The organism is candidate division WOR-3 bacterium (assembly GCA_039803925.1).
GTDB lineage: Bacteria > Hydrothermota > Hydrothermia > Hydrothermales > JAJRUZ01 > JBCNVI01.
Window position 1 is genome coordinate 96,756 of record JBDRZL010000002.1, and the last position, 23,925, is coordinate 120,680.

21 protein-coding genes are annotated in these 23,925 nt (G+C 29.0%); 14 read left to right on the forward strand and 7 right to left on the reverse strand.

Annotated features, from left to right (window positions below; genetic code table 11):
• Positions 1 to 3: 3 nt before the first annotated feature.
• From ABIN17_01605 to ABIN17_01615, 3 genes are read right to left on the reverse strand one after another with little or no spacing between them, the layout of a single operon-like run.
• Entirely contained in the window at positions 4 to 1,200 is a 1,197-nt protein-coding gene (locus ABIN17_01605) for a peptidoglycan DD-metalloendopeptidase family protein (protein MEO0283756.1), read from the reverse strand.
• The gene (locus ABIN17_01610) at positions 1,187 to 2,269 is read right to left on the reverse strand and encodes a glycosyltransferase (protein MEO0283757.1); all 1,083 of its coding nucleotides are present in this window, start codon (positions 2,267 to 2,269) and stop codon (positions 1,187 to 1,189) included. Before ABIN17_01610 ends, ABIN17_01605 begins: the two co-directional genes overlap by 14 nt.
• Complete coding sequence (locus ABIN17_01615) at positions 2,238 to 2,783, reverse strand: DUF4416 family protein (GenBank protein ID MEO0283758.1); 546 nt, start codon at positions 2,781 to 2,783, stop codon at positions 2,238 to 2,240. The genes ABIN17_01610 and ABIN17_01615 overlap by 32 nt, the downstream gene beginning before the upstream one ends.
• A gap of 24 nt (positions 2,784 to 2,807) precedes the next feature.
• Between ABIN17_01615 and ABIN17_01620 the strand changes: the two genes are divergently transcribed.
• The 7 genes from ABIN17_01620 to ABIN17_01650 all read left to right on the forward strand — a co-directional run bounded on the left by ABIN17_01620 (position 2,808) and on the right by ABIN17_01650 (position 9,559).
• Complete coding sequence (locus tag ABIN17_01620) at positions 2,808 to 3,956, forward strand: ATP-binding protein (protein MEO0283759.1); 1,149 nt, start codon at positions 2,808 to 2,810, stop codon at positions 3,954 to 3,956.
• Positions 3,949 to 5,241: a sigma-54 dependent transcriptional regulator gene (locus ABIN17_01625; protein MEO0283760.1), complete on the forward strand. Its 1,293-nt coding sequence runs from the start codon at positions 3,949 to 3,951 to the stop codon at positions 5,239 to 5,241. The genes ABIN17_01620 and ABIN17_01625 overlap by 8 nt, the downstream gene beginning before the upstream one ends.
• Before the next feature lie 27 nt (positions 5,242 to 5,268).
• Complete coding sequence (serS, locus tag ABIN17_01630; protein ID MEO0283761.1) at positions 5,269 to 6,540, forward strand: serine--tRNA ligase; 1,272 nt, start codon at positions 5,269 to 5,271, stop codon at positions 6,538 to 6,540.
• Positions 6,518 to 7,351 carry a class II aldolase/adducin family protein gene (locus tag ABIN17_01635; GenBank protein MEO0283762.1) on the forward strand — a complete coding sequence of 278 codons (834 nt, stop codon included), beginning with the start codon at positions 6,518 to 6,520 and terminating at the stop codon, positions 7,349 to 7,351. The genes serS and ABIN17_01635 overlap by 23 nt, the downstream gene beginning before the upstream one ends.
• A gap of 62 nt (positions 7,352 to 7,413) precedes the next feature.
• Complete coding sequence (locus tag ABIN17_01640; GenBank protein MEO0283763.1) at positions 7,414 to 7,971, forward strand: hypothetical protein; 558 nt, start codon at positions 7,414 to 7,416, stop codon at positions 7,969 to 7,971.
• Positions 7,968 to 8,945, forward strand: a complete 978-nt coding sequence (trpS, locus tag ABIN17_01645) for a tryptophan--tRNA ligase (GenBank protein MEO0283764.1) — start codon at positions 7,968 to 7,970, stop codon at positions 8,943 to 8,945. The genes ABIN17_01640 and trpS overlap by 4 nt, the downstream gene beginning before the upstream one ends.
• Entirely contained in the window at positions 8,945 to 9,559 is a 615-nt protein-coding gene (locus tag ABIN17_01650; protein MEO0283765.1) for a riboflavin synthase, read from the forward strand. Before trpS ends, ABIN17_01650 begins: the two co-directional genes overlap by 1 nt.
• A gap of 109 nt (positions 9,560 to 9,668) precedes the next feature.
• Here the strand turns inward: ABIN17_01650 and ABIN17_01655 are convergent, their stop codons facing one another.
• A complete protein-coding gene (locus ABIN17_01655) occupies positions 9,669 to 11,207 on the reverse strand; it encodes a sodium-dependent transporter (GenBank protein ID MEO0283766.1) in 1,539 nt (512 codons plus the stop codon).
• 281 nt (positions 11,208 to 11,488) lie between these two features.
• Here ABIN17_01655 and ABIN17_01660 point away from each other — a divergent pair, with 281 nt between their 5' ends.
• Together ABIN17_01660 and ABIN17_01665 are read left to right on the forward strand one after the other, a co-directional pair.
• On the forward strand, positions 11,489 to 11,785 hold the full coding sequence (locus tag ABIN17_01660; protein ID MEO0283767.1) for a PadR family transcriptional regulator: 297 nt from the start codon (positions 11,489 to 11,491) through the stop codon (positions 11,783 to 11,785).
• Between the two features lie 15 nt (positions 11,786 to 11,800).
• Positions 11,801 to 12,457, forward strand: a complete 657-nt coding sequence (locus ABIN17_01665; GenBank protein MEO0283768.1) for a thioredoxin family protein — start codon at positions 11,801 to 11,803, stop codon at positions 12,455 to 12,457.
• A 10-nt stretch (positions 12,458 to 12,467) separates the two neighbouring features.
• On the opposite strand, the gene ABIN17_01670 is transcribed toward ABIN17_01665, so the two are convergent.
• On the reverse strand, positions 12,468 to 12,881 hold the full coding sequence (locus tag ABIN17_01670) for a DUF296 domain-containing protein (protein ID MEO0283769.1): 414 nt from the start codon (positions 12,879 to 12,881) through the stop codon (positions 12,468 to 12,470).
• 481 nt (positions 12,882 to 13,362) lie between these two features.
• On the opposite strand from ABIN17_01670, the gene ABIN17_01675 reads away from it, so the two are divergent.
• The 5 genes from ABIN17_01675 to rfbD are packed head-to-tail and all read left to right on the forward strand — an operon-like array spanning position 13,363 to position 20,483.
• Positions 13,363 to 13,641 (forward strand): acylphosphatase, encoded by a 279-nt coding sequence (locus ABIN17_01675; protein ID MEO0283770.1) that lies wholly within the window; start codon positions 13,363 to 13,365, stop codon positions 13,639 to 13,641.
• Between the two features lie 8 nt (positions 13,642 to 13,649).
• A complete protein-coding gene (gene purL, locus ABIN17_01680; protein MEO0283771.1) occupies positions 13,650 to 16,463 on the forward strand; it encodes a phosphoribosylformylglycinamidine synthase subunit PurL in 2,814 nt (937 codons plus the stop codon).
• Positions 16,460 to 17,527 carry a glycosyltransferase family 4 protein gene (locus tag ABIN17_01685; protein MEO0283772.1) on the forward strand — a complete coding sequence of 356 codons (1,068 nt, stop codon included), beginning with the start codon at positions 16,460 to 16,462 and terminating at the stop codon, positions 17,525 to 17,527. Before purL ends, ABIN17_01685 begins: the two co-directional genes overlap by 4 nt.
• On the forward strand, positions 17,524 to 19,656 hold the full coding sequence (locus ABIN17_01690; GenBank protein ID MEO0283773.1) for a DNA translocase FtsK: 2,133 nt from the start codon (positions 17,524 to 17,526) through the stop codon (positions 19,654 to 19,656). The genes ABIN17_01685 and ABIN17_01690 overlap by 4 nt, the downstream gene beginning before the upstream one ends.
• Positions 19,653 to 20,483, forward strand: a complete 831-nt coding sequence (gene rfbD, locus ABIN17_01695) for a dTDP-4-dehydrorhamnose reductase (protein ID MEO0283774.1) — start codon at positions 19,653 to 19,655, stop codon at positions 20,481 to 20,483. Before ABIN17_01690 ends, rfbD begins: the two co-directional genes overlap by 4 nt.
• On the opposite strand, the gene ABIN17_01700 is transcribed toward rfbD, so the two are convergent.
• Both ABIN17_01700 and ABIN17_01705 read right to left on the reverse strand, forming a co-directional pair.
• Complete coding sequence (locus ABIN17_01700; protein MEO0283775.1) at positions 20,480 to 21,814, reverse strand: BamA/TamA family outer membrane protein; 1,335 nt, start codon at positions 21,812 to 21,814, stop codon at positions 20,480 to 20,482. The two genes, rfbD and ABIN17_01700, sit on opposite strands and share 4 nt — an antisense overlap.
• 349 nt (positions 21,815 to 22,163) lie before the next feature.
• The gene (locus ABIN17_01705) at positions 22,164 to 23,924 is read right to left on the reverse strand and encodes a SurA N-terminal domain-containing protein (protein MEO0283776.1); all 1,761 of its coding nucleotides are present in this window, start codon (positions 23,922 to 23,924) and stop codon (positions 22,164 to 22,166) included.
• Position 23,925: the final 1 nt, after the last annotated feature.

The window sequence follows — 23,925 nt, forward strand, 5'->3', positions numbered from 1 at the left end:
CATCTATATATTATAGGAAAATTGATATCTTTTTTCATTCATTTTTTCCTTTATTTTTTTTAAAACCTCATAAAAAATTTCTTTCTCTTTACTATCAAGTTTCTTTTTTGAAGGCGGTTTTATGTTTAAAAAATTTAAAAATTTGCCATCTTTTTTTATTTCAAAATGAAGATGAGGACCTGTAGATAAACCTGTTGAACCTACAAAACCTATTATCTCTCCCTGTTTAACCCTTTTTCCTTTCCTTATAAAAGAGGAAATTCTTTTAAGATGTCCATATCCTGTGATATAACCATTTTTATGTCTTATTTTGACAAAATTTCCGTAACCACCCTTCCATCCTGCAAAAATTACTTCACCGTCTGCCACAGCAAGGACAGGTGTACCAGGTGGTGCAGCATAATCTATTCCATGATGGGGTCTAACTATTCTGAGAATAGGGTGAAACCTTTTTTTCTTAAATCCTGATGATATTCTCCCATAAGGTAGAGGAGACCTCAAAAAGTATTTTTCAAGAGAATTGCCCAAGGAATCATAATAATTTCCGTTAAAATAGATTGCTTCCTTCTTACCCACCAATTTTCCATTATATAAAATATATAAGACTTTACCAAAACTTATAAATTCACCTTCAAGAAATTTTCTTTCAAAGAAAATTGTTACTTCATCCCCTTCTCTAACCTCAGTATTAAAGTCTATTACCCAGGTAAAAATATCGGCAATAAAATCTGCAAGATATTCACCCCCTTGGTATCCTTGAAATGACTCATATAAATTACTGTTTATTTTTGAATAAATTAAGGTAGTGTCTACATCAATTTTTTTTAAAACCCTTTCAAAACCAAATTCCCCATTTTTATCATCTTTAAAAAACCTATTTATAACATTTGGAGTGTCCTTTCTTACAAAATTTACCTCCTTAAGTTTTTTTTCATCACTGAATAAAAAAATAAATCTATCACCCTCTTTTAGCTTCCTTGTATTAACTTTTTTTTCAAAAAATTTAATAAAATAATAACTCTCTGATACACTGATAAAGGGAATTTTCCATAAAAGAACTTTTTCCAGACTTTCATTTTTTGACAATTTGTAACTGACAGTTATATTACAATATTCTTTAAAACTTTCTTTAACAAAATTTTTCTTTTTTTTACATCCTGATATAACTATAAAAATTAAAAAAAATTTAAATAACCTCATTTATAAATTCCTTTATTTCCTCTCTGAATCTTTCTTTTGAAAATCTTAAAGCATTTTTAACAAGAACATCTTTATCAAATTTCATTTTTTCAAACTTTAAAATAGCTTCAATTAAAGAGTCTTTATTCTGATGTTCAAAAAAAACTCCTGTTTCACCATCTATTACTGTATCAAGTGCACCTCCTCCTTTAAAAGCTATAACAGGTGTTCCACAGGCATTGGCTTCCAGAGGAACTATACCAAAATCCTCAAGACCTGGCATTATTAAGGCTCTTGCTTTTTGATATAAAGTCCTTAACTCTTCCTTACTAACTGTACCTAAAAACCTTACTCCTTCACCCATAGGTATTCTTTTTCCTTTATAATAATCCCCTACCACAAAGAGTCTGTAACCCAGTTCTCTTGTTGCTGAAATAGCAATATCAAGTCTCTTATAATCCCTTATTCTTCCAACAAAGATGAAATAATTGTCCTTTTCTTCTTGAGAGGGCTTAAAAAAATCAGTATCAACAGGTGGAAATATTACCCTTGCTTTTTTGTTGAAGTAAAGTTCTATTCTTCTTTTTGTTTCCCTTGAATTTGCTATAAAATAATCAACACGATTTACCGCTGAAAAACTCCATATTCTAAAATAGTGGAGTAAAATATCTTTAGTTATTTTAGAAAAAAATTTTTGATTTTTTCTGTATTCATGATAAAAATGAAAAGCATACCTTAAAGGTGTATGAAAATAACTTATGTGTATTGAATTAGGTGGAGGAATAATTCCATGAGCGAAACCACTTGTTGAACTTATTATAAGATTAAAATCTCTTAAATCAAAGGTTTCTATAGCAAGGGGATATAAAATTGAAAACTCCCTATAAAATTTTAAACTAAAGGGCAATCTCTGAATAAAAGAAGTATAAATTTTTTTACCCTTAAGTTCATTCTGGATTTTTTTTGGATCAACAAGTAAAGTAAAAATAGGTGCACAAGGGAAAATTTCGGATAGCTCTTTAAGCACATTTTCGGCTCCACCCCATTGATTTAAATAATCATGAACAAGAGCAACTTTTAATTTTTTCATAATTCTTTTTTAAGGATTCCCTTACTTTCTTAAAAAATTCTTTATAAGCTTCTGTCCTGTAATCAGGATAAGTATAAGGGAAATCACAGAACTCTCCCTTGCTAAAATAAAGGGTTACTTCAGCAAAAATACCTTTTCCGAGATATATTCTGTGGGAGTAATTTTTTGTGCTTGCGAGCACAACTTTTGAAAGTTCCACATATCCAGGATCGATATTGATTTTCCTTTTATTATCTTCAAGGAATTTTTTTTCTACCTCAATTGTAAAAAGTTTAAAATCTACTATCTCATCAGGCTTTTTCAGAGGTTTAAAAGAATAAAATTTCCTTTTTAAATCCTTTCCCATTTCCTTTTCATAGTAGTTAGTGTGAGTAAATGGAAATAAATCACTTTCAAATTCTATCTCACCTATCTTTTCTTTTAAGATTAAAATAGCTTCTTCCATTATTTTTTCATCCCTTGCAATCATACCCACAAAAAACTTTACCCTTGGGGGTTCTTTAAGTTTTATCATTTTTTAAATTATAATTTTATAATAATGGATAAAAAAATTTACATTATTATAACATCAATTTTAACATTTTTTCTTTTTCTTACCATTATTTTAGAAATAAAAACAATTCCCTTGATAATACTTTTATCTATCATTATTCTTTCAATTTTATTTTATAAAAACTGGATAGAACACTCAGTAGAACTGGGTCAAACTGAATTTCCAGCTATTTTTATAGATAGAAACGGAAATGTGATTTTCCAAAATAAATCTCATAAAGAATTTTTTGGTTTTTCTGATGAATTTATAATCGGAAATAAAGATCCTACAATACCTGAACATATAACAACTTCAATAATTACGAGGGAAAAAAGTGGTATAGATTTATGGGTAAAAGCAAAAAATTTCAAAGGAGAAAATCTTGATATTCTGGTTTTATGCTTTAAAGAAAGAAAAGGATTTATAATTTTCAAAATTCCAATTGGAAAGGGAAGTCCTATTTTTTCAAAGTTTATGGAGGCAGAAAAGTTAGCAAGTATAGGTAGTATTGCCTCAGGTCTTGCTCATCAGCTCAATACACCCTTAGGTACAATTCTTTTAACTGCCCAGATGCTTAAAGAAGAAATTGAAAAAAAAGAAATTAAAGAAGAAATTGAGATAATTGAATCACAGGTAAAATTCTGCCAGGACCTTGTAAAAAAACTTTTATTCCTTTCAAAACCTTCTGAAGAGGAAGAAAAAGAGTTTAATTTAAATGAAGTAATAAAAGAAGTGGCAGGAATTTTTGAAAAGGTTTTTCAGAAAAAAAATATAAAGTTAAAATTTCTGAAAAGTAATGAAAAAGAAGCAATTGTTTATGGAAAGAAAAATGAAATTGCACAGGTTTTTATGAACCTTTTTTCAAACTCAATAGACGCAATGGAAAATGGTGGTGAAATTAAAGTTACAAGTTTCATAACACCTTTTGATAGAGTTATTGTAAAAGTTCAGGATACAGGTAAGGGTATTCCTCCTGAATATGCTGATAGAATTTTTGAACCATTTTTTACAACAAAACCTGCATACAAGGGAACAGGTTTAGGTCTTTCCATTGTTAAAAGAATAGTTGAATCTCATAGAGGTGTTATAAAACTTATGAATGAAGGTAAAGGTGCCACTTTCCTTATAATATTACCTTTAAGTAAAAATGCATAAAATACTAATTGTTGAAGATGATAATTTACTTGCCAGAACTTTAAAGAAACTATTTAATAAAAGAAATTTAGAAGCTGAGATAGTTAATAATGGAAAGGAGGCTCTTAAAAAATTAAAGGAAAATCCTGAATTTTCAATTATTCTTACAGACCTTGTAATGCCTGAAATGGGTGGAATGGAACTTATTGAAGAAGTCAAAAAATTTTTCCCTGAAATAGAAATTATTGTTATGACTGGCTATGGTGATATAAAAACAGCTGTGGAAGCTATGAAAAAAGGTGCTTCCGATTTTCTCACAAAACCTTTTGATAAGGAAGAACTTATTAATATTATCAATAAGCTTATTAAAAAAGAAATTATAGAAAAAGACATAAAAAAGAAAAGAGTTAAAGAGAAAATAGAAGTAATAGGAGAAAATATTAAATTCAAAAGAATAGTTGAAAAAGCTAAGGTCTCTGCCAAAACTGATTTTCCAGTTCTTATAATAGGAGAAAGCGGAACCGGAAAGGAAGTAATTGCAAGACTTATACATGAAAATTCAAAAAGGAGTGAAAATATTTTCCTCCCTATTAATTGTTCTGCTATACCTTCAGAACTTATAGAGTCAGAACTTTTTGGTTATAAAAAAGGAGCCTTCACAGGAGCTACAAGGGATTTTGAAGGGGTCTTTAAAGCAGCAGAAGGTGGAACAGTTCTTTTAGATGAAATTTCTGAAATGCCTTTAAATATACAGGCAAAGCTATTAAGAGTAATTGAGACAAAAAAGGTTAAACCCCTCGGATACTCAAATGAAATAGATGTTGATGTTAGAATAATAGCAACAAGCAATTTAAGTTTAAAAGAACTTCTATCAGGAAAAATGAGACATGACCTTTTTTACAGATTCGTTATAGTTATTGAAATTCCCCCTTTAAGGGAAAGAAAGGATGATATACCTTTGCTATTTGATTACTTTCTAACAAAATATTCCGAAATCTTAGGAATAAAAAAACCCTTTGTGGATAAAAGGGTAATTGAAATTTTAAATTCCTATAATTTTCCTGGAAATGTCAGGGAACTTGAAAATATAAGTCAAAGGATTTTAACCTTCTATAAAGAAAATATAGGAGAAGAAGAAATTTTAAACGTGCTAAGAGAAATTGAAGAAACAAGAGAAATTGAAAGGGAAAAAATTATTAAAGTCATAGAGGAATGCGAAGGAAATAAGAAGAAAGCAGCAGAAATTCTTGGAATATCAAGATCAACTTTATATAGAAAATTAAAGGAATTAAAAATTGAAAATTAGAAAAAAACAAATTTATAATAAAACTCTATGATTGATAGAAAAACACTACGTGAGAATCCTGAGAGGATTAAAGAAGGACTTCTAAAAAGAGGTTACAAATTTAATATTGATGAACTTTTAGAAAAAGAAAAATTATATAGAGAAATTTTAACCTCAATTAACAATTTAAAAACAGAAAGAAATAAATTGACAGATGAAATTAAAAGACTAAAATCAGAAAATAGAAACGCAGAGGAACTTATTGAAAAATCAAAAAATATTGGAAAAAAAATTGAAGAACTTGAAAATAAAGAAAAAGAGTTAGAAAAGGAAATAGAAGAAAAACTCCTTGAAATTCCCAATATACCCCATGAAAGTGTTCCTCTTGGAAAATCATCAGAAGAAAATTTAGTTGTAAGGGAATGGGGCAAAGTAAAAGAATTTGATTTTGAACCAAAACCTCATTGGGAAATAGGGGAAAAACTTGGAATCTTAGATTTCAAAAGAGCTGGTAGAATGTCAGGTTCAAGATTTGTCATATATAAAGGTTATGGAGCAATGCTTGAAAGGGCACTTATTCATTTCTTTCTTGATATGGCAAGAGAAAACGGTTATACTGAAATATTTCCTCCAATTCTTGTTAAAGATGAAAGTGCTTACGGAAGCGCCCATTTACCTAAATTTGATGAAGAGATGTATAAAACTCTTGATGAAAGATTATATTTACTTCCAACAGCAGAAATGGCTCTCGCCAATCTTCACAGGGATGAAATTTTAAAGGAAGAAGAACTCCCTCTTTATTACACTGCCTATACACCATGCTTTAGAAGGGAAGCAGGTAGTTACGGAAAAGATGTAAGAGGGATAATAAGACAGCATCAGTTTAATAAGGTAGAACTTTTTAAATTTACAAAACCCGAGGAATCCTATGAAGAACTTGAAAAAATGGTAAGAGATGCTGAAAAAATTTTACAAAGACTTGAAATTCCTTACAGGGTTGTTTTGCTCTGTACAGGAGATATGGGATTTGCAGCTTCAAAAACCTATGATATTGAAGTTTATGCCCCGGGTGTAAAAAGATGGCTTGAAGCCTCCTCTGTTTCTAACTGTGAAGACTTTCAGGCTAAAAGAACAAATACAAGGTTTAGAAGAAAAAATGGAAAAATTGAATATGTTCATACTCTCAATGGTTCTGGTCTTGCAACTCCAAGAACATTTATAGCCCTTTTAGAAAATTATCAGACCAAAGACGGATCAATTATTGTTCCTCACGCTTTAAGACCCTATATGGGCGGAATTGAAAGAATCCCCCCTCAATAAATTTATATATTATTTTAATCTTTTATATAAAAAGGGATTATCTTATGGACTTTCGGGTAATGCTTCTTTAAGAGAAAAAGATAAAATTTATATTACACCAACTGGTTCACCGAAGGAAGGTATTAAAAAAAATGATTTAGTTGTAATTGATTTAAAAAAAGAGAAAATAATATCTAAATCAAATAAAAAACCATCTGTAGAGGCAGATTTTCATTTATGGGTATATAAAAATTTTAAAAAAATAAATTCAATTTTCCATGCCCATACTTTTTATGCAAACCTTTATTTTTTAAAAAAAGATAAAGTACCATGTGATGAAGTTTTAAAAAAAGAAAATATAATTTTACTAAAAGAAAAAAAATGGAAGGAAAGAATTAAAAATAAAATAAATGAAAATACAAAAATATTACATATTAAAAATCATGGAACCTTTTCCCTTGGAAAATCACCAGAAGAAGCTTTTGCGATTTTAGATCATTTTGAAAATTTATGTAGGATTGAGTTTGTAAAGACTGAAGGTTTAAAAATAAAAGAATCTCAAAATTTAATAAAGGAAATTTACTTTGAAAGGGATTCAAAAAGAGAATTTACAAAAAATGTTTTATGGTTTGTAGAGGAAGTGGGGGAATTTTTGCAGGCAATAAGGAAAGGAGATAAATCAAAAATAGAAGAAGAAACTGCTGATACTTTTGCATGGTTTTTAACTTTATGCAATCTATTAAATTTAAACCTTGAAGAAATTTTTTTTAAAAAATACACTCAATTCTGTCCAAGATGTAAAAAGAAACCCTGTGAATGTCAGAATATTTGAAATAGTTTAAAAATTTATCATATTCTTAAACTATGATCACTTTATTAATTTTTCTTCAATTAATGCCACATATAAAAAGTGCAAAACCTTTTGCACAAAATGTATTCGGAGCTCACCTTGTGCTGGCTGAAGATATCGGCTTTATGGGTAATTTCAGAGCAAAAATCTCAAAAAGCATAGATTTTGGGATAAACGGCGTGCTTTACACTACTCCTTTCTTTGGAATTCAGGGAGACCTGAATTTTCTAATTCATGAAAAGGAACCAGATATACCCTTTAATGCTTCTTTCTACCCTCTTTTGGACCTTGGATTTGGTGAAAATCTTTTCTACTTTTCTTTTACAGGTAATTTTGGTATTGATTTTCCAGTTGAAATTCAAGAAGAGGATTTAAATTTAAAAATTATACCTTACTTTTTAATTGGAATAGGAGCAGAAGCAGTAAATGTGGATGTGGGAACAAAATCCTATACTGATTCTTCTTTTGAAGCACATGGAAGTTTTGGAACTTTCTTTGTTATCACAAAAAAAATGTCAATCCCTGTTGAAATCCACTTTTCTGACGAAGAAAAAGGACCTACAGGATTTTCTTTTTCAGTTGGAATTTTATTCACTCTTTGAAAAGAATATTATCAGGTTTAAGACCAACTGGTAAAGTTCATATAGGAAATTATTTTGGAGCTCTTATTAACTGGGTAAAATTTCAGGAAAAATATTTTTGTTTTTATGAAGTTGCTGACTGGCATGTATTGACAACAGATATTGAACATCTTGAAATAATGCAAAAAAACATAATAGAAACTGTTACAGACTGGATTTCAGCTGGTATTGATCCATCAAAATCAGTTTTATTTGTTCAATCAGGAGTTAAACAGCACGCTGAATTTCACCTATTGCTCTCAATGCTTGTCAGTGTCACAAGGCTTGAGAGGAATCCAACTTTAAAGGAACAGATAAGAGACCTTGGAAAGGAAGAAGAATTAATTTCTTATGGACATTTAGGATATCCTGTTCTTCAAACTGCCGATATTCTTCTTTACAAACCTGAGAAAATCCCTGTTGGGGAAGACCAATTACCCCATCTTGAACTTTCAAGGGAACTTGCAAGAAGATTTAATTATCTTTTTGGCGAAACTTTTCCAATTCCTGAACCTATTCTTTCACCTTCTCCAAGGGTACCCGGTATAGATAAGAGGAAAATGTCTAAATCCCTGAATAATGCCATATATCTTTCAGATTCAAAAGAAGAGGTAGAAAACAAAATAAAAAAGGCATTTACTGATCCACAAAAGATTAAAATGGGTGATAAGGGACATCCTGATGGTTGTGTTGTTTTTGCTTATCACAATCTCGTAAATAGGGAAGAAGTTTCTGAGATAAGAAAAGGTTGTGAATCGGGAAAACTCGGATGTGTAGAGTGTAAAAAAAACTGCGCTTTAAAAATGAACAATTTCCTTGAACCAATTAGGGAAAGAAGACTCAAATTAAAGGAAGATGAAATAAAGGATATTTTAAGAGAAGGCACTGAAAAAGCAAAAGAAGTCGCAGAAAAAACCATGGAAGAGGTAAGGGAAAAGATGAATCTCTGGAGATAGTGTTTACAGGAATAATAGAAAAAACTGGTAAAATAATTGATATAAAACCGAGAGGGGATGGTAAGGAAATAAAGGTTAAGATTGAGAGTTTTAATTTAAAAAGGGGAGATAGTGTAAGTATTGATGGTGTTTGTTTGACGGTTGAAGAAATAAAAGGTAATGAATATCTATTTTATCTTTCTAAAAAAACTTTAAAAGATACAAAATTCGGGAAAAAACTTGAAAGGGGGATGATTGTTAATATTGAGGAATCACTAACGCTTTCAAAAAAGATAGGTGGACATTTAATTGAGGGGCATGTTGATTTTTTTACAAAAATAAGAAATATAAAAAAAATAAAGGAGGAATTTGAATTTTCCTTTGAATTAAAAAAAGAATTTAAAGATTACATTTTTAAAAAATCTTCAATAGCAATTGATGGGGTTTCTTTAACAGTTCAGGATGAAGAGGAAAATTTTTTTAAGGTAATGATTATACCCTATACTTATAATAATACCAATTTTAAATTTAAAAAGGTAGGCGATTATGTAAATGTAGAGTGTGATTTTTTAATAAAGGGAGTTATAAATTATATAAAAGGACTTTTACCTTTTAAAAATTTTAAAAAAACATAATAAAATTATTAAAATTCTCTTCCCTTTTCAAAAACTTTTTTCATACAGTAGATAACAAGAGAAATGACAGTTGACCAGCCAATTATTAAAAAAATCCATCCACCTAAATTCATTCCTTCTTCTCCTTTTTAAAGGCAAAATGAACAAGTATAGAGGTAAAAACAAAAAATAGTACAATAAAAATTCTTGCGATCCATTTTCCTAAAGAAGTTTCTTTAAAAATAGAACTAAAATTCTGGAAAATCCAGAATGTAAAAATTATGATAAGGATTAATGGTGTTATATATTTTAGAATAAAATAAAATATTCTTGGCACTTTGATATCAGCACCTTTATTTATCTCCTCCCATGCTTTATCAGGACCAAATAACCAAATAAATATTATTGTTTCAAGTAAAGCAAAAAAAGTTATAAAAAATGTCCCTACCCAGAAATCAAGCTCATCAAGAAAACCTTTTAAAAAAATGGAAAAGTTTGCAAAAATGAAAATAAATAAACCCACCATTAAAACTGAAGGTAATCTCCTGATTTTAAATTCATCTTCAAGAAAAGCAATTGCAGGTTGAGTTAAAGCAAGAGAAGAAGTTATACCAGCAAAAAATAAAAGTGAAAACCACAAAAATCCAAAAAGAAAACCAAAAGGTAAATAAGAAAAGATCGCTGGAACAGATACAAAACCGAGACTGAAAGCCCCGGATTGAGCAATTTCCTTTGCACTTGCAAGTCCAAAGAAGGCACAAGCTGCTGGAATTGCTATTGACCCTCCAAGAACAACTTCAGCAAATTCATTTAAAGAAGCTGTTGAAAGACCTGAAAGGGCAATATCATCTTTTTCCTTTAAATAACTGGCATAGGTTAATATTGCTCCCATTCCAACACTCAGGGTAAAAAAAATCTGTCCTGCTGCTGAAAGCCACACATTTGGATTCAAAAGAGAAGAAAAATCAGGGTTCCATAAGAAACCGAGACCGTCAAGGACTGATACACTCGGGTCAACAGGGGAACCAAGTGTTAATACCCTTATAGCAAGTATTACTGCGAATAAAAATAAAGTTGGCATAGCAAGTTTAGCAAAAGCTTCAATACCACCTGATATTCCCTTTGCAAGAATAAAAATATTTAAAAAAAATGTTAAAAGGAAAATTAAATAAGCATAAAGAGAAGGTTTCAAAAATATCGGAGAATCACTATTAAACCCCGCATAATTTGATAAAAAGGTCCCAAAAATTTTATTTATCTCTTCAAAATTTGCACCTTCAGGAACTTTTGGTAATTTTCCAAAAAGGGAGCAAAAGGCATAACCAAGGGTCCATGACTCAATGTAGACATAATAAATAACTATTGCAATAGGTCCTGCAAGTCCAATAACACCAAGATACTTTGCAAAAGGGTTTCTCCATAGCTTGTCAAACATACCAGGGGATGTTCCGTGCCCAAATTTTCCTCCATACCTTCCGATAGCCCATTCAACCCACATAAGAGGTATGCCTAAGAGCAGAAGAGAAATAAAGTAGGGTATCATAAAAGCTCCACCCCCATTTTTAGCAGCCTGAACAGGAAACCTCAGGAAATTACCCAACCCCACAGCATTACCAGCCATTGCTAAAATAAGACCAATCCGTGTAGCCCACCGCTGCCTTGAGTTCATAGTGAATAATATAAGAAAAATAAAAGTCTAATATCAAAAAATTCTGATTTATATGAGTTATAATTCTTTTTTATTTTCAAAGTCCTTATAGGCTTTTTTTCTCACTTTCTCCATTTCAAATGACTTTCCTAAAACTTTACATTTTTCCTTTATTTAAGCCTTTAGTTCCTACCTTTAAGCCCTAAATTTATTGAGTATTTTTTAATCTGAAATTGAGTAAAATGTGAAGACTTGAAAAAATATTTTTTATAAATTATTATTAGAATGAAAATATTATCAAAATGAAAATAAAATTTATTGACAGGTGTATAATAATTATGCTTGCCTCTAAAAAAATTCATGGTTATTCTCTTTATAGAGAATTTAAAGATGCAGGATTTGATATATCCATGGTTAATTTTTATAAAAAATTAAAAAAACTTGAAAATATGGGTCTTATAAGTTCAGAATGGAGAATAGTAAATGGAAGACCCAGAAAAGTTTATTACCTTACTGAAAAAGGGGAAAAAAAACTTAAAGCTTGTAAGGAAAATTTAAAAAAATTTTTATTTAAGATAAAGGGTTCAATTCCCTTTTAAAAAAGGAGAAAATCTATGGCACTTTTAAGAGATGAAGATAAAAGGGAAATAAAAAAATATTTTAACGAAAGATTAAAAGATGAGGTGAAACTTTTAATCTTTACTCAGAAAATAAATTGCAGGTTTTGTAATGAAACAGAGGAACTTTTAAAAGAAATAGCAGAATTATCGGATGGTAAAATTATTCTTGAGATTAAAAATTATGCGATTGATAAAGAGGATGCTTTTAAATATGGAATTGATAAAGTTCCTGCCATAGTTATTCTTGATAAAGACGGAAATGATAAGAGAATAAGATTTTTTGGAATACCAGCAGGTTATGAGTTTGCTTCTCTTTTAGAAGCAATAAGTATGGTCTCAAGAGGTGATTCCGGTTTAAGTGAAGAAATTAAAGAAAAAATAAGAGAGATAGATAAAGATATGCATCTGCAGGTTTTTGTTACACCTTCCTGTCCTTATTGTCCTCAAATGGTAGTTCTATCTCATAAATTTGCCTTTGAAAATGAAAAAATAAGAGGGGATATGATTGAAGTATCGGAATTTCCTGAACTTGCAGAACTTTATGAGGTTATGGGTGTTCCCAAAACAGTGATAAACAATAAGACATTCATTGAGGGTGCAGTATCTGTAAAAGATTATTTAAGAAGAATTCTTGAAGTTTTAAATTCTTAAAAATATGTTTTTAATCAAAAAAGAGTTTTTTTAACCCCTTTTCTTCTTTTCTTTTTACGTCAATGTTCCCCTTTATAAGAAACATTTCAATTGTATTACATACTTTTGAAGATATTAAATGTCCCCCTTTTACTTTTCTATCCCTTGTAGAAACTGTAATATGAAAGTGATATGGGGGTTGGGTGGAAGGTGTTATAACACCTGAAATTCCTAAAAGTTCCGATGGTTCCTTTTCTTCATGAATTTCATATTCTTTTCCATTCCAGAATCCCATTTTAATTTCTTTTACCATACCAAGGGCAGATACAACAGTCATTATTTTCTCTTTTTTAAATTCCTGAATAAATCTATCTATATTTTGAATAAAATCCTCCCCATCATCCATTATTAAAATAATAAAATTTCCATCGTCTTTAAATTTCATTTTATTTTAAAATTTTATTTAAAAAGCTTTTCTTTTTTCTATTAAAAGAAAAAAATTGAGCTAAAATACAAAAGATTTTATGAGAAAAGAAGACCATACAGGAACATTTTGTAGTATAAAATCCTTGTAATCTTATTGAGCAAGAAAAATTAAATATTTTTAAGTTGAATTTAATGAGAAAATTTCAAAAACTTATGCAAACATTATAAAATGGATGTTTATATTCTGGGTAGGACAGATAGGTGTTATGACTTTAATATTTTTTACCTTTTTAAAATTCATTAGATAATTTAAGATTGAAAAAGAAAAAAGAGTTGTAAATAAAATGATGGTTTTTAGGCAGTAGTGAACAGGATGGATACAACTTAATCTGCAAAATTAACCCCTAATAAATTTCCCTATCTTGGGCAAAAAATTCAATATTGTTATGTTATTCTACATTAAATTGTAAGTTAAAAACCTTTTAATTTATTCTTTATATATGAAAAAAAGGGTTCACCTTTTCATTTCAGGCAGAGTTCAGGGTGTTTTTTACAGGGCATTTACAAAAGAAAAAGCAGATTTCTATGGCATTAAAGGATGGGTTAGAAATCTAAGAGATGGAAGAGTTGAAGCAGTGGGTCAAGGTGAAGAAGAATTGTTAAAAGAATGGATAAAGGACCTTTGGAAAGGACCTGAGCTTGCAATTGTTAAAGAAATAAAAGAAGAATGGTCAGATAACCTTGAAAATTTTCCCGATTTTGAAATAAGATACTTTTAAAAAAATAAATGAATGTTTATAAATTTTTCATAAAAGACCTTTTCTCTGAAACTTTAAAAGATTATCTTGAAATAGCAAAAGAACTTGGATTAAAAAATTTGGAAAATATAGAAGAATACAGAATTCTGTGGATAAAAAGCTCTGAAAAAAAAGAAATAATTGAAAAAATACTCTTAGAATGGATAATTGATGAAAATGAAGAAAAAATTCTTTTTCTAAATAACACAGATAACTCCTATGAAATCACTTATCACTTTGGAGTTAAGGATCCTGAAGCAGAAGAAATAGAAAGAATTTTTAAGGAAAGAGGAGTTTCTATTAATGTTAAAAGAGGTAAAAAAATAATAATTAAAGGTAATTTAAATGAAAAAGAAATTGAATACTTCTCCAAAAAAGCCCTTTACAATCCGATAGTCGAAATTTTTGATAAAGAAATAATTAACCCATTTTTTGAGCCCTCTGAAATAGAACCTGAAAATGAAATTGTTGAAATAAGAAATCTTAACACTAAAAACTTAATCAAACTTTCAAAGGAAAAACACTTCTATTTACTTAAAAATGAAATGAAATTAATAAGAGATTATTACAGAAAAATTAAAAGGGAACCAACCTTAATTGAACTTGAAACTTTTGCCCAGATGTGGTCTGAACACTGTGTCCATAAAACCTTTAAGGGAGAAATAATCTATGGAAATAGAAAAATTTCCTTATTAAATGAAATCAAAAAAATATCAGAAAAAAATAGAAAAAAATTTTGCCAGGTTCTTTTTAAAGATAATGCTGGAATTTTTAAATTTGATAAAAATATTTCAATATGTGCAAAGGTTGAAACCCATAACCACCCCTCTGCTCTTGAACCTTACGGTGGAGCATCAACAGGTATTGGTGGGGTTATAAGAGATATACTTGGAGCAGGACTGGGAGCAAAACCAATAGCAAATATTGATGTCTTTTGCGTTGGCAACCTTGATACCCAACATGAAGAACTTCCAGAAGGAATACTCCATCCTAAAAGAATCTTAAAAGGTGTTGTAAAAGGTGTTGAGGATTACGGAAACAGGATGGGAATACCAACAGTTTGTGGTGCTGTTATCTATGAAAAAGAATACCTAACAAATCCCCTTGTCTTCTGTGGCACAATAGGTATATTGCCTTCTAAATTTGTAAGAAAAAAAGTTAAACCCGGTAACTTTATAATCCTTGCAGGTGGAAAAACTGGAAAAGATGGTATACATGGAGCAACTTTTTCTTCATCGGAACTTACAGAAACTTCCGAAGAAGTTCATATTTCAGCAGTTCAGATCGGTGACCCGATAACAGAAAAAAAACTTCTTGATGCTATCCTTGAAGCAAGAGAAAAGAAACTCTTTAATTTCATAACTGATGTAGGAGGTGGTGGACTCTCCTCTGCAATAACAGAAAATGTTTATCCTTTTGGTGCAGAAATTCATCTTGACAGGGTTCCTTTAAAGTACAAGGGACTTTCACCAAGAGAAATATGGATTTCTGAATCACAGGAAAGAATGATTCTTTTTGCTGATAAAAAAAATATTCTAAAATTAAGAGAAATTTTTGAAAAACACAATGTTGAATTAACTATTTTAGGAGAAGTCAAAAAAGACGGTAAATTAAAACTCTTATACAATAATAAAATTTTTGGTGAAATTGATATTAAGTTTATACATGAAAAAAGACCTATAATAAAAAGAAAAGTAGAAAAATTAAAAATAAAGGAAATAAAATTTATTACAAGAGAATTAAGTCTAAATGAAATCAAGGAAATTTGCTTAAAAATTATATCTTTACCCAACATAAGGTCAAAAGAAGAAATAATAAAAAGATATGACCATGAAGTTCAGGGAAAAACTTTTAAAAAACCATTAGAGGGAAAAATATTTAAATCTCCTTTTGATGGCAGCATAATTAAACCTATCAGAGATTCAAAAAAAACACTCGCAATCTCTCTTGGAATTAAGCCCTCTTATTCAAGAATTTCTCCCTTTTATTCAGCCCTGAATGCTGTTGATGAAGTAATAAGAAGTCTTATAAGTAAAGGAGTAAACCCAAATAAAATTGTTTTACTTGACAATTTCTGTTTTGCAAGTCCAGAGGATAAAAGAACTCTTCAGGAGATCGTGGAATCTGTTCTTGGAGCAATAGAAGGAGCAAAATTTTATAAAGTTCCTTTTATTTCAGGTAAAGATTCCCTATATAATGAATTTAAGGCAAAAAATAAGAAATATAAAATTTTACCAACAACACTTATAACAGGAATTGGAATAGTTGATGATGAAAAAATAGTTCCCTCTTCTTATTTCAAAAACATAAATAACCCTGTATATGTTGTTGGAAAAACTAACTTAGAAGAAATTGGTGGAAGTGAATTTTTAAAAATCAAAAAAATCTATAAAAAAGGTATTGTTCCGAAAGTTTATCCCAAAAAATTTCTTAAACTCTACAATAAAATTTACCTATCTTTAAAAAAAGGAATCTTTGAATCAACTCATGATGTAAGTGAAGGTGGCATATTTAATGCTTTAAGTGAAATGTGTTTTGCTCTCAAAAGGGGAATTGATATTGATCTTAAAAGTATCAAAAGACCTGATCTGTTTTTATTTTCAGAATCAGCAGGTAGAATTATAGTAGAGGTTAAAAAAGAAAGAGAAAAAGAATTTTTACTTACTTTTAAAAATTTACCTATCTATAAACTGGGAAAAATAAATGAAAGCGGAATAATTAGGATAATAACAAGAAAAGGAGAAATTGAATTAAAGGTAGAAGAACTTTATAAAGAATATTCAAAATCACCCTTTTTGCCATGATTAAAAGGGCTCTTGTTCTATCTGATGCTTCATCTACTCATACTTGGAACTGGATAGAAGGTTATAAATCTCTTGGCTATAAAGTTTACCTTTTATCCTTTGAAGAACCCCTTTTAAATATAGATAGTTTGGAAGATTTCATCAAAATTAATTCAAGATTCAAACCTTCTTTCCCAAGATACCTTTTAGGAGCAAATATTGTGAAAAATTTCATACATAAAATAAACCCTGATATAATCTTTGCTCATTTTATACCAAATTACGGATTTTTATCATACCTTCAGGGAGAAAAACCTTTTGTCCTTTTTTGTTGGGGAAGTGATCTTATAAAAGTTGCTTTTAAATCAGTTATACATAAACTAATTTCTAAAAGAATTTTTAATAAAGCAAAACTCATAGTAGTTGATGCTAAATTTATGAAAGAGATAATTGTAACTAAATTCAAAATAAATTCAGAAAAAATTATAATAATACCTTTCGGTTTAAATAGAAAATTAAGAGAAAGGGGGAAAAATATTAAAAAAGATGATAAAAGAGCTATCCTTTTTACAAATAGAAAGCTGGAAAGAATTTATAATCCCTTTGTAATTATAGATGCCCTTTCAAAAATTCAAAACAAGAATTTTAAACTTATATGGATAGCAAGGGGTTCTCTCGAAAAAAAGGTAAAGGAAATGGTATATAGAAAGGGAATCTTTGATAAGGTTGAATTTCTTGAATTTCAGGAAAGAGAAAATCTATATAAATTGCTTGAAAAATCCGATATATATTTGTCCTCATCCCTTTATGACGGGACAAGTGTTTCATTACTTGAAGCAATGTGTTTCGGTCTTTTTCCTGTAGTTTCTGATATTCTTGGAAACAGAGAATGGATTCTTGATGGGGTGAACGGTTTTCTTTTTGATCCTTTAAACCCAGAAGAACTCAGTAAAAAAATAAATGAAGCCATTGATAATAAAAACTTAAGAATTAAAGCAAGAGAAATAAACAAAAATATTATAGAAATGAAAGCAAACTGGGAAGATAATTTAAAAAAGTTTTATGATAAAATAAAAAATATATGAAAAAAAACTTTGGAATTTTTCTTCTTGTTGTTTCAGTTTATATCTTGATTTCTCTTTTACCTTTAAATCCAAATTTAGGAGGAGATTTTGGTGAAATTATTAAAAAAATTTTTTTTAAAGAATTTGGAATTATTTATTCCTTTTCAATAACATTCTTTTTATTGGGACTTTCCCTTTTTTTAATTAATGAAAAATTTAAAAAATTATTCTTTACCTTAACCCTCTATTTTTTACTTTTACCTTTTGGGTTATTTTTTATCTTTGAGGGGCTTATTGAAAAAAATACAAAAATATTCTTTTTTTACAAAAAAATAAGGGAGCTTTTTAATGTATATCCTTTAGTTATCATCTTATTCCTTCTTGTTTCACCTTTTTATATGTATTTAAAGAACTTAAAAATTAAAAAAAAGATAAAATTAGAGCCAAAAATTAAAGAAAAAAAGAAAGAAAAAAAAATTGAAATTAAGGAAAAAGAAGAAAATAAAGAAGAATCAACAAAAGAAATCAAAATTGATAAAGAAAAATTATTGCAGATTTTTAAAGTAGAGGAAATAAAAACTGAATTAAAAAAACAGGAACTGGAAGAAGAAGCAAAAAAAATAAAAGAAAAACTTGAAGAATTTGGAATAAAAGGAGAAATTAAGGAAATTCACCCTGGACCATTTATTACCCTTTATGAATTTGAGCCTGAAAAGGGAATTCAGATTAAAAGAATTAAAAATCTTTCAGAAGACCTTGCATTAAGAATGAAATCTTCAAGAGTTAGAGTTGTAACTCCATTGCCTGATAAAGGCACAGTAGGTATAGAAGTCCCAAATAGAAAAAATATAACACTACGAATTGGAAACCTTTTAAATTCAAAAAACTTTTTTAAAACAAGTTTATTAACAATACCTTTTGGAGTCACAACAGATGGTAACCCATATTTTGCTGATCTTACAAAAATGCCACACCTTCTTATTGCAGGCGCAACAGGAAGCGGAAAATCTGTTTTTATAACCTCAATAATTGTCTCAATAATAATAAAATCAGACCCAAATGAAGTAAAACTCCTCCTTATTGATCCAAAAAGGGTTGAACTTTCAAGATTTGAAGGAATACCTTATCTTTTAACAAATGTTATAAACGACAGAAAAAAGGCTATTGATATTCTAAAACTTGCTACAAACTGGATGGAAGAAAGATATAAAATATTCGCAAAAGAAGGTGTAAGAGATATAGAAAGTTATAATAAAAAGAAAAAGGAGAAAATGGCTTATATAGTTATAATTGTTGATGAATTTGCAGATCTCATGTTAACAGAAAAAAATAAAATTGAATACTCCATAACAAGACTTGCCCAGATGGCAAGAGCTGTTGGAATACATTTAATTATTGCTACACAGAGACCATCTGTTGATGTTATAACAGGTATAGTTAAGGCTAATTTTCCCGTAAGGGCTTCCTTCAGGTTACCAACAATAACAGATTCAAGAACAATACTCGATGTTTCAGGAGCCGAAAAACTTCTTGGAAGCGGTGATATGCTTTTTGTTCCTCCAGGAAAAGGTGAACCTATAAGACTTCACGGACCCTTTGTTTCTGATGAAGAAGTGGAGGAACTTGTAAAAAGAATTATAATTCCTTATTTCACAAAAAGATTTAAGGAAATAACAGGTAAAAAAATAAGTCCTGAGAAAACTGAAATTTTATATGAAAAGGGGCTAATTCCCTTTATAACAGGTCAGAGAATTGAAGCCATTGAGGAAACAAAGGAGCACATATTCAATTTAATGAAGGAATACTTATCAAATATTGAAGAATTCGAGGAAAGTTTAAATCTTCTAAGAGAAAATTACTATGAAAAACTAAGTGATATAACTTTTGAAAATGAAGAAGAAGGTATAGAACTGATTGATATTGAAGGTAAAAAGGTTGATTCTCTCATTAAGGAAGCTGCTTATATAGTTGTTTCAAGTAAAAAAGCATCAGCAACCCTTCTTCAAAGAAAATTAAATATAGGTTTTCCAAGGGCTGCGAAAATCATTGATCAATTAGAAGAACTCGGCATAGTAGGACCTTCTGAGGGATCAAAGCCAAGAAAAGTTCTTGTTTCCCTTGAAGAGCTTTCAAAACTGTTGAAATCTTGAAAATACTTTTAACAGGCGCAACTGGAATGCTTGGAAATAAAATTCTTGAAAAGATAGATTATGATTTTATAAAACCTGACAGGAAATCTCTCGATTTATCAAAACCTGAAGAACTTATAAATTTTTTAAAAAAATTACCTGAAGTTGATGGAATCTGGCATATTGGAGCTTATACTGATGTAGAAAAAGCTGAAATTGATGAGGAGAACTGCTACCTTGTTAACTGGATATCAACCAAAATTCTTACTGAATTTTCAATTAGAAAAAACATAAGGATTCTATATATAAGCACCGATTATGTATTTGATGGTTTTAAAAATAGCCCGTATAAGGAGTGGGATAAAACAAATCCCTTAAATGTCTATGGGAAAAGTAAACTCTTTGGAGAAAAAGAAGTTTTGAGGAATAAAGAAGGTCTTGTTATAAGAACATCATGGCTTTTTGGTGAAAAAGGAAAAAATTTTGTTACAAAAATAATAGAAAAAGCAGAAAAGGAAAAAGAGCTAAAAGTTGTAATTGATCAATGTGGTTGTCCCACTTATACTGAGGATCTTGCTCTGGCACTAAAGATGTTGTGGGAAAATAATGAGTCGGGAATATTCCACTTTTCAAATAGAGATGAAGTATCTTGGTTCGAATTTGCAAAAGAAATTCTCAATTTACTTGGTATAAAAAAATATATTAAACCAGTCTTACAAGAAGAACTCAATTTAAAAGCTAAAAGACCCTCTTATTCAGTTCTTGACACTTTTTTAATTGAGAATAAGTTAAAGATAAAAATACGTTCTTGGAAAGAAGCTCTTAAGGATTATATAGAAAAGGTTTAAAAACTCTGACCAAGCCCAAGATAAAAGAAAACTTCCCTTGTTTTTATAAAATGATTATTAGTTGCTAAATCTACTCTGAAAGGAAGTATACCGAAATAATATCTAACACCGATACCGAAACCAAATGCATTATTTTTAAAAAATTTATAAGAAAAAATATTTGAATTTGAACCTGTATCAAAAAAAAGAACAAATTGTAAATAATCTGTTAAAAATTTTCTTGCTTCGAAATTAAATAAATAAAAGTTAGTTCCACTTCTTATACCTCTTATATCAAAATCCCCAACTGAATATCTCTTTACACCCCTTAAGCTTCCTTCACCACCAAGTAAAAACCTCTCGGAATAAGGAACTATTTCAGTTGGAATATAAGGAATAACATGTCCTCCTGAGATTTTAAAAGCAAAGGTATAGGTTTTAACTGTTTCAAAAAAAGAATAACTATAACCCATTTTAATTATATTTTCTGTTCCACCAAAAATTGATCCATATGTATTTATATAACTGTGGAAGTGATAACCGCTTTTTGTATTCAGGATATTATCCCTTAAATCCTGTGAATAGGAAAAACCCATACCATTCAAATAGAATAGATCTTCTCCTTTCTCTATACTTTTTATATTCTGCCAGATAAAACTATTTTCAAAAACCCAGAAATTCCTCTTTATAATATATCTTGATTGAAAACCAAACCTTCTAACATCCTCAATTCTGTCAATGTAATAAAAGGGTAAAAGTTCAAGTATATTTTTTCTTATAAAAAAATTCGGATCTTGATATCTTATTGATATTTCTTCATGTAAAAAAATTTTTGAATTAAATTGAAATCTTGTTAAAAGAGCAAGCTTTTGTGCGTTATTGAAAATATTGAGGTGTTCAAGTTCAAATTTAGCTTGGGAAAATCCGTCACTTGAATAACCATAACCAGTTCTCAAAGCTCTCATTTTCTCTTCTCTCAAATTAAAAGAAATAACTGCCTCTGTTGAATCAGAGTTGGGTAATATCTCATAACTTACACTTCTTATGATACCCAGTGAATACAGATTTTTTATTGAAATATAAATTTTATCAAAAGAGATGTATTCTCCTTCCTTTAACTCTATAGCATCAAGAGCAATTTTTTTTCTCGTTTTCTGTGATAAACCTAAAACCTTTATCTCTTTTATTTTAATTTTTTTACCAGGTTTTAAATTATATAAAATTTTTAGAGTATCAGCATTTTTTTCCTCTATTCTTTCGTAATTAAAGAAAACAAACCCATTGTTTGTGAAGTAAGTGTAAAGTTTTTCTTCAAACTGAGATAAAATATCCTCTGAATAATAAAAAGGCATTTTTTTCTTTAAAAATTTCAGAAGGTAATTAAAGGAATCGGGTAAAAGCAAAATTTCTTTGATTATTTTTCTCTCCCCTTCATAAATGTAAACATAAAGGATATCATTTTCATCTATTTTTGTTATTTTATAGTCAATTATTCTAAAATCAAGATATCCATTTGATTTGTAAAAATTCTCAACCTTGTTTAAACCTGTTAAAATTAAAAAACTTTTAATTTCTTTATTAAGAGGTATTCCTGAAACTTTTATTAGTTTTTTATTGCTAAAAACCTTTGGTTCAAGGAAATATATATCTTTAAGTTTGTAAGTAGAAACAAGCTGATTAAAAATAGAATATATTAATAAATTATTCCAGAAGATTTGACCTATAATCTTTTACACCTTCCTTACTTATCAATTCCTGCTGAAATGAATTAAAAATTTTTCTCTGTAAGTCTGAGAGATAATTCTGATAGTAATCATTAATCTTTGCTGATACTTCATCAGGAGAAGGCTCCTTTTTATCAATCAATTCAATAACTATAACAGAACCAGGAACATTCACTTTTTTCTTTTCACCTTTTTCCATTTTTACAAGAGTCCCCAAAATTCTATCAGGATCAGCTATACCAAAGACCCTATCATAGAAATTTACATTATTAAAATCCCTAACAATAACTAAATTTTTATCATAATCCTCACCCTTTATAATTTTTTCAGCAATATTTAAACCCATCTTCTCTTTCTTATCCTTTAAAAACATAAATTTCACCTTGCTTTTTGCCTCTTCAAATTCTTCATATTTTTCAGGGGATTTTTTAAGAATCTCTATAATATAAAACCCTTCAGGTGTCCAGAATTTTTGAAGAGAACCGACTTTTGATTTTTCTATCCATTTTTTTATATTTTCATAATCTCCTATACCAGGAATAAAGGGAATATCAAAGGGAACTTCAGTAGTTTCTTTATATTCAAGTTTATATGATTCTGCACCTTTTTTAAGACCTTCACTTTTTGCTATCTCAAAAACATTTTTAGCTTTTTCTCTTAAGCTTGATCTTGTTTCATAAGATGTATTAATAAAAAAGCTCACTAAAACCTTATACTTTATTTCCTTTTCTTTCTTTTCCTCAATACTGAATAAAAAGGCTGTGTCACCTAATATTTCAGGATTTGTAATTTCTTTTTCCTTATACTTATTTAAAATTCCATATTTTCTTGATTTTTCATTTGCTATGAAAGTTGTGTCTTTTCTATATTTTAAAATTCTTGTATAAGTTTTTGCTTCACCAATGTCAATCTCTTTATTTATTAAGAGATTCTTTATTTCTTCCAGTTCTTTCAAGACACTTTCAGTATCAAGTTTTGAAGGTTTAAATTCAATTTTTACATAACCTATTTTATAAAAACTCTTTTTCTTAAATTCCTTTCTATTTTTTTCATAATATTTCTTTAAAGTATCATCATTGAATTTAAATAAAGTATCAGGTATTTGAAAATATGGTATTTGATAATACTTAAAAGTGAAACCTGTAAGTCTATTAAAAAGTTCCTTTTCTACTTCATCTCTTGGAATGTGAATCATAGATGTGATGTCAAGATTCATAAGTTCAACTGGATAGGATTCTGTAATATTTTTAGCATAAGCTAAAACAAGTTCCCTATTTTCAGGATTTTGTAAAAATTCCTGATATTTTTTAATGTCAAAAGAATCCTTTTTCCAGAAGGAACTATCTCTAAGTATCTGAGGGGGAGGAAGGTTCATTATTATTGTATTTAAAAGCTGATCATCAATAATTAACTTTCTTTTTTTCTGAATTTCTGAAAATCTTATTTTAAATAAAAGTTCATTAAAAGCCTTTGTCTCAAGAATCATCATATCCCTATCACTCAAATCACCTTTTGCTTCTCTTTCTTTTTCTATTAAATCATTCAATAAATTCTGGTAAGCATCATAACTAACCTGCAATTTATCTATTTCAGCTATTATACCCCTCTGGTAAGGTTTTACAATCTGAATACCTGCAATATTCATTCCCAATTCAAGAAAAATCCATAAGATGAAGGCAAAGGCCATAAATAAAAGCACTAATCTTGCGTTTTTTCTAATGGATTGCATTAAAGCCATT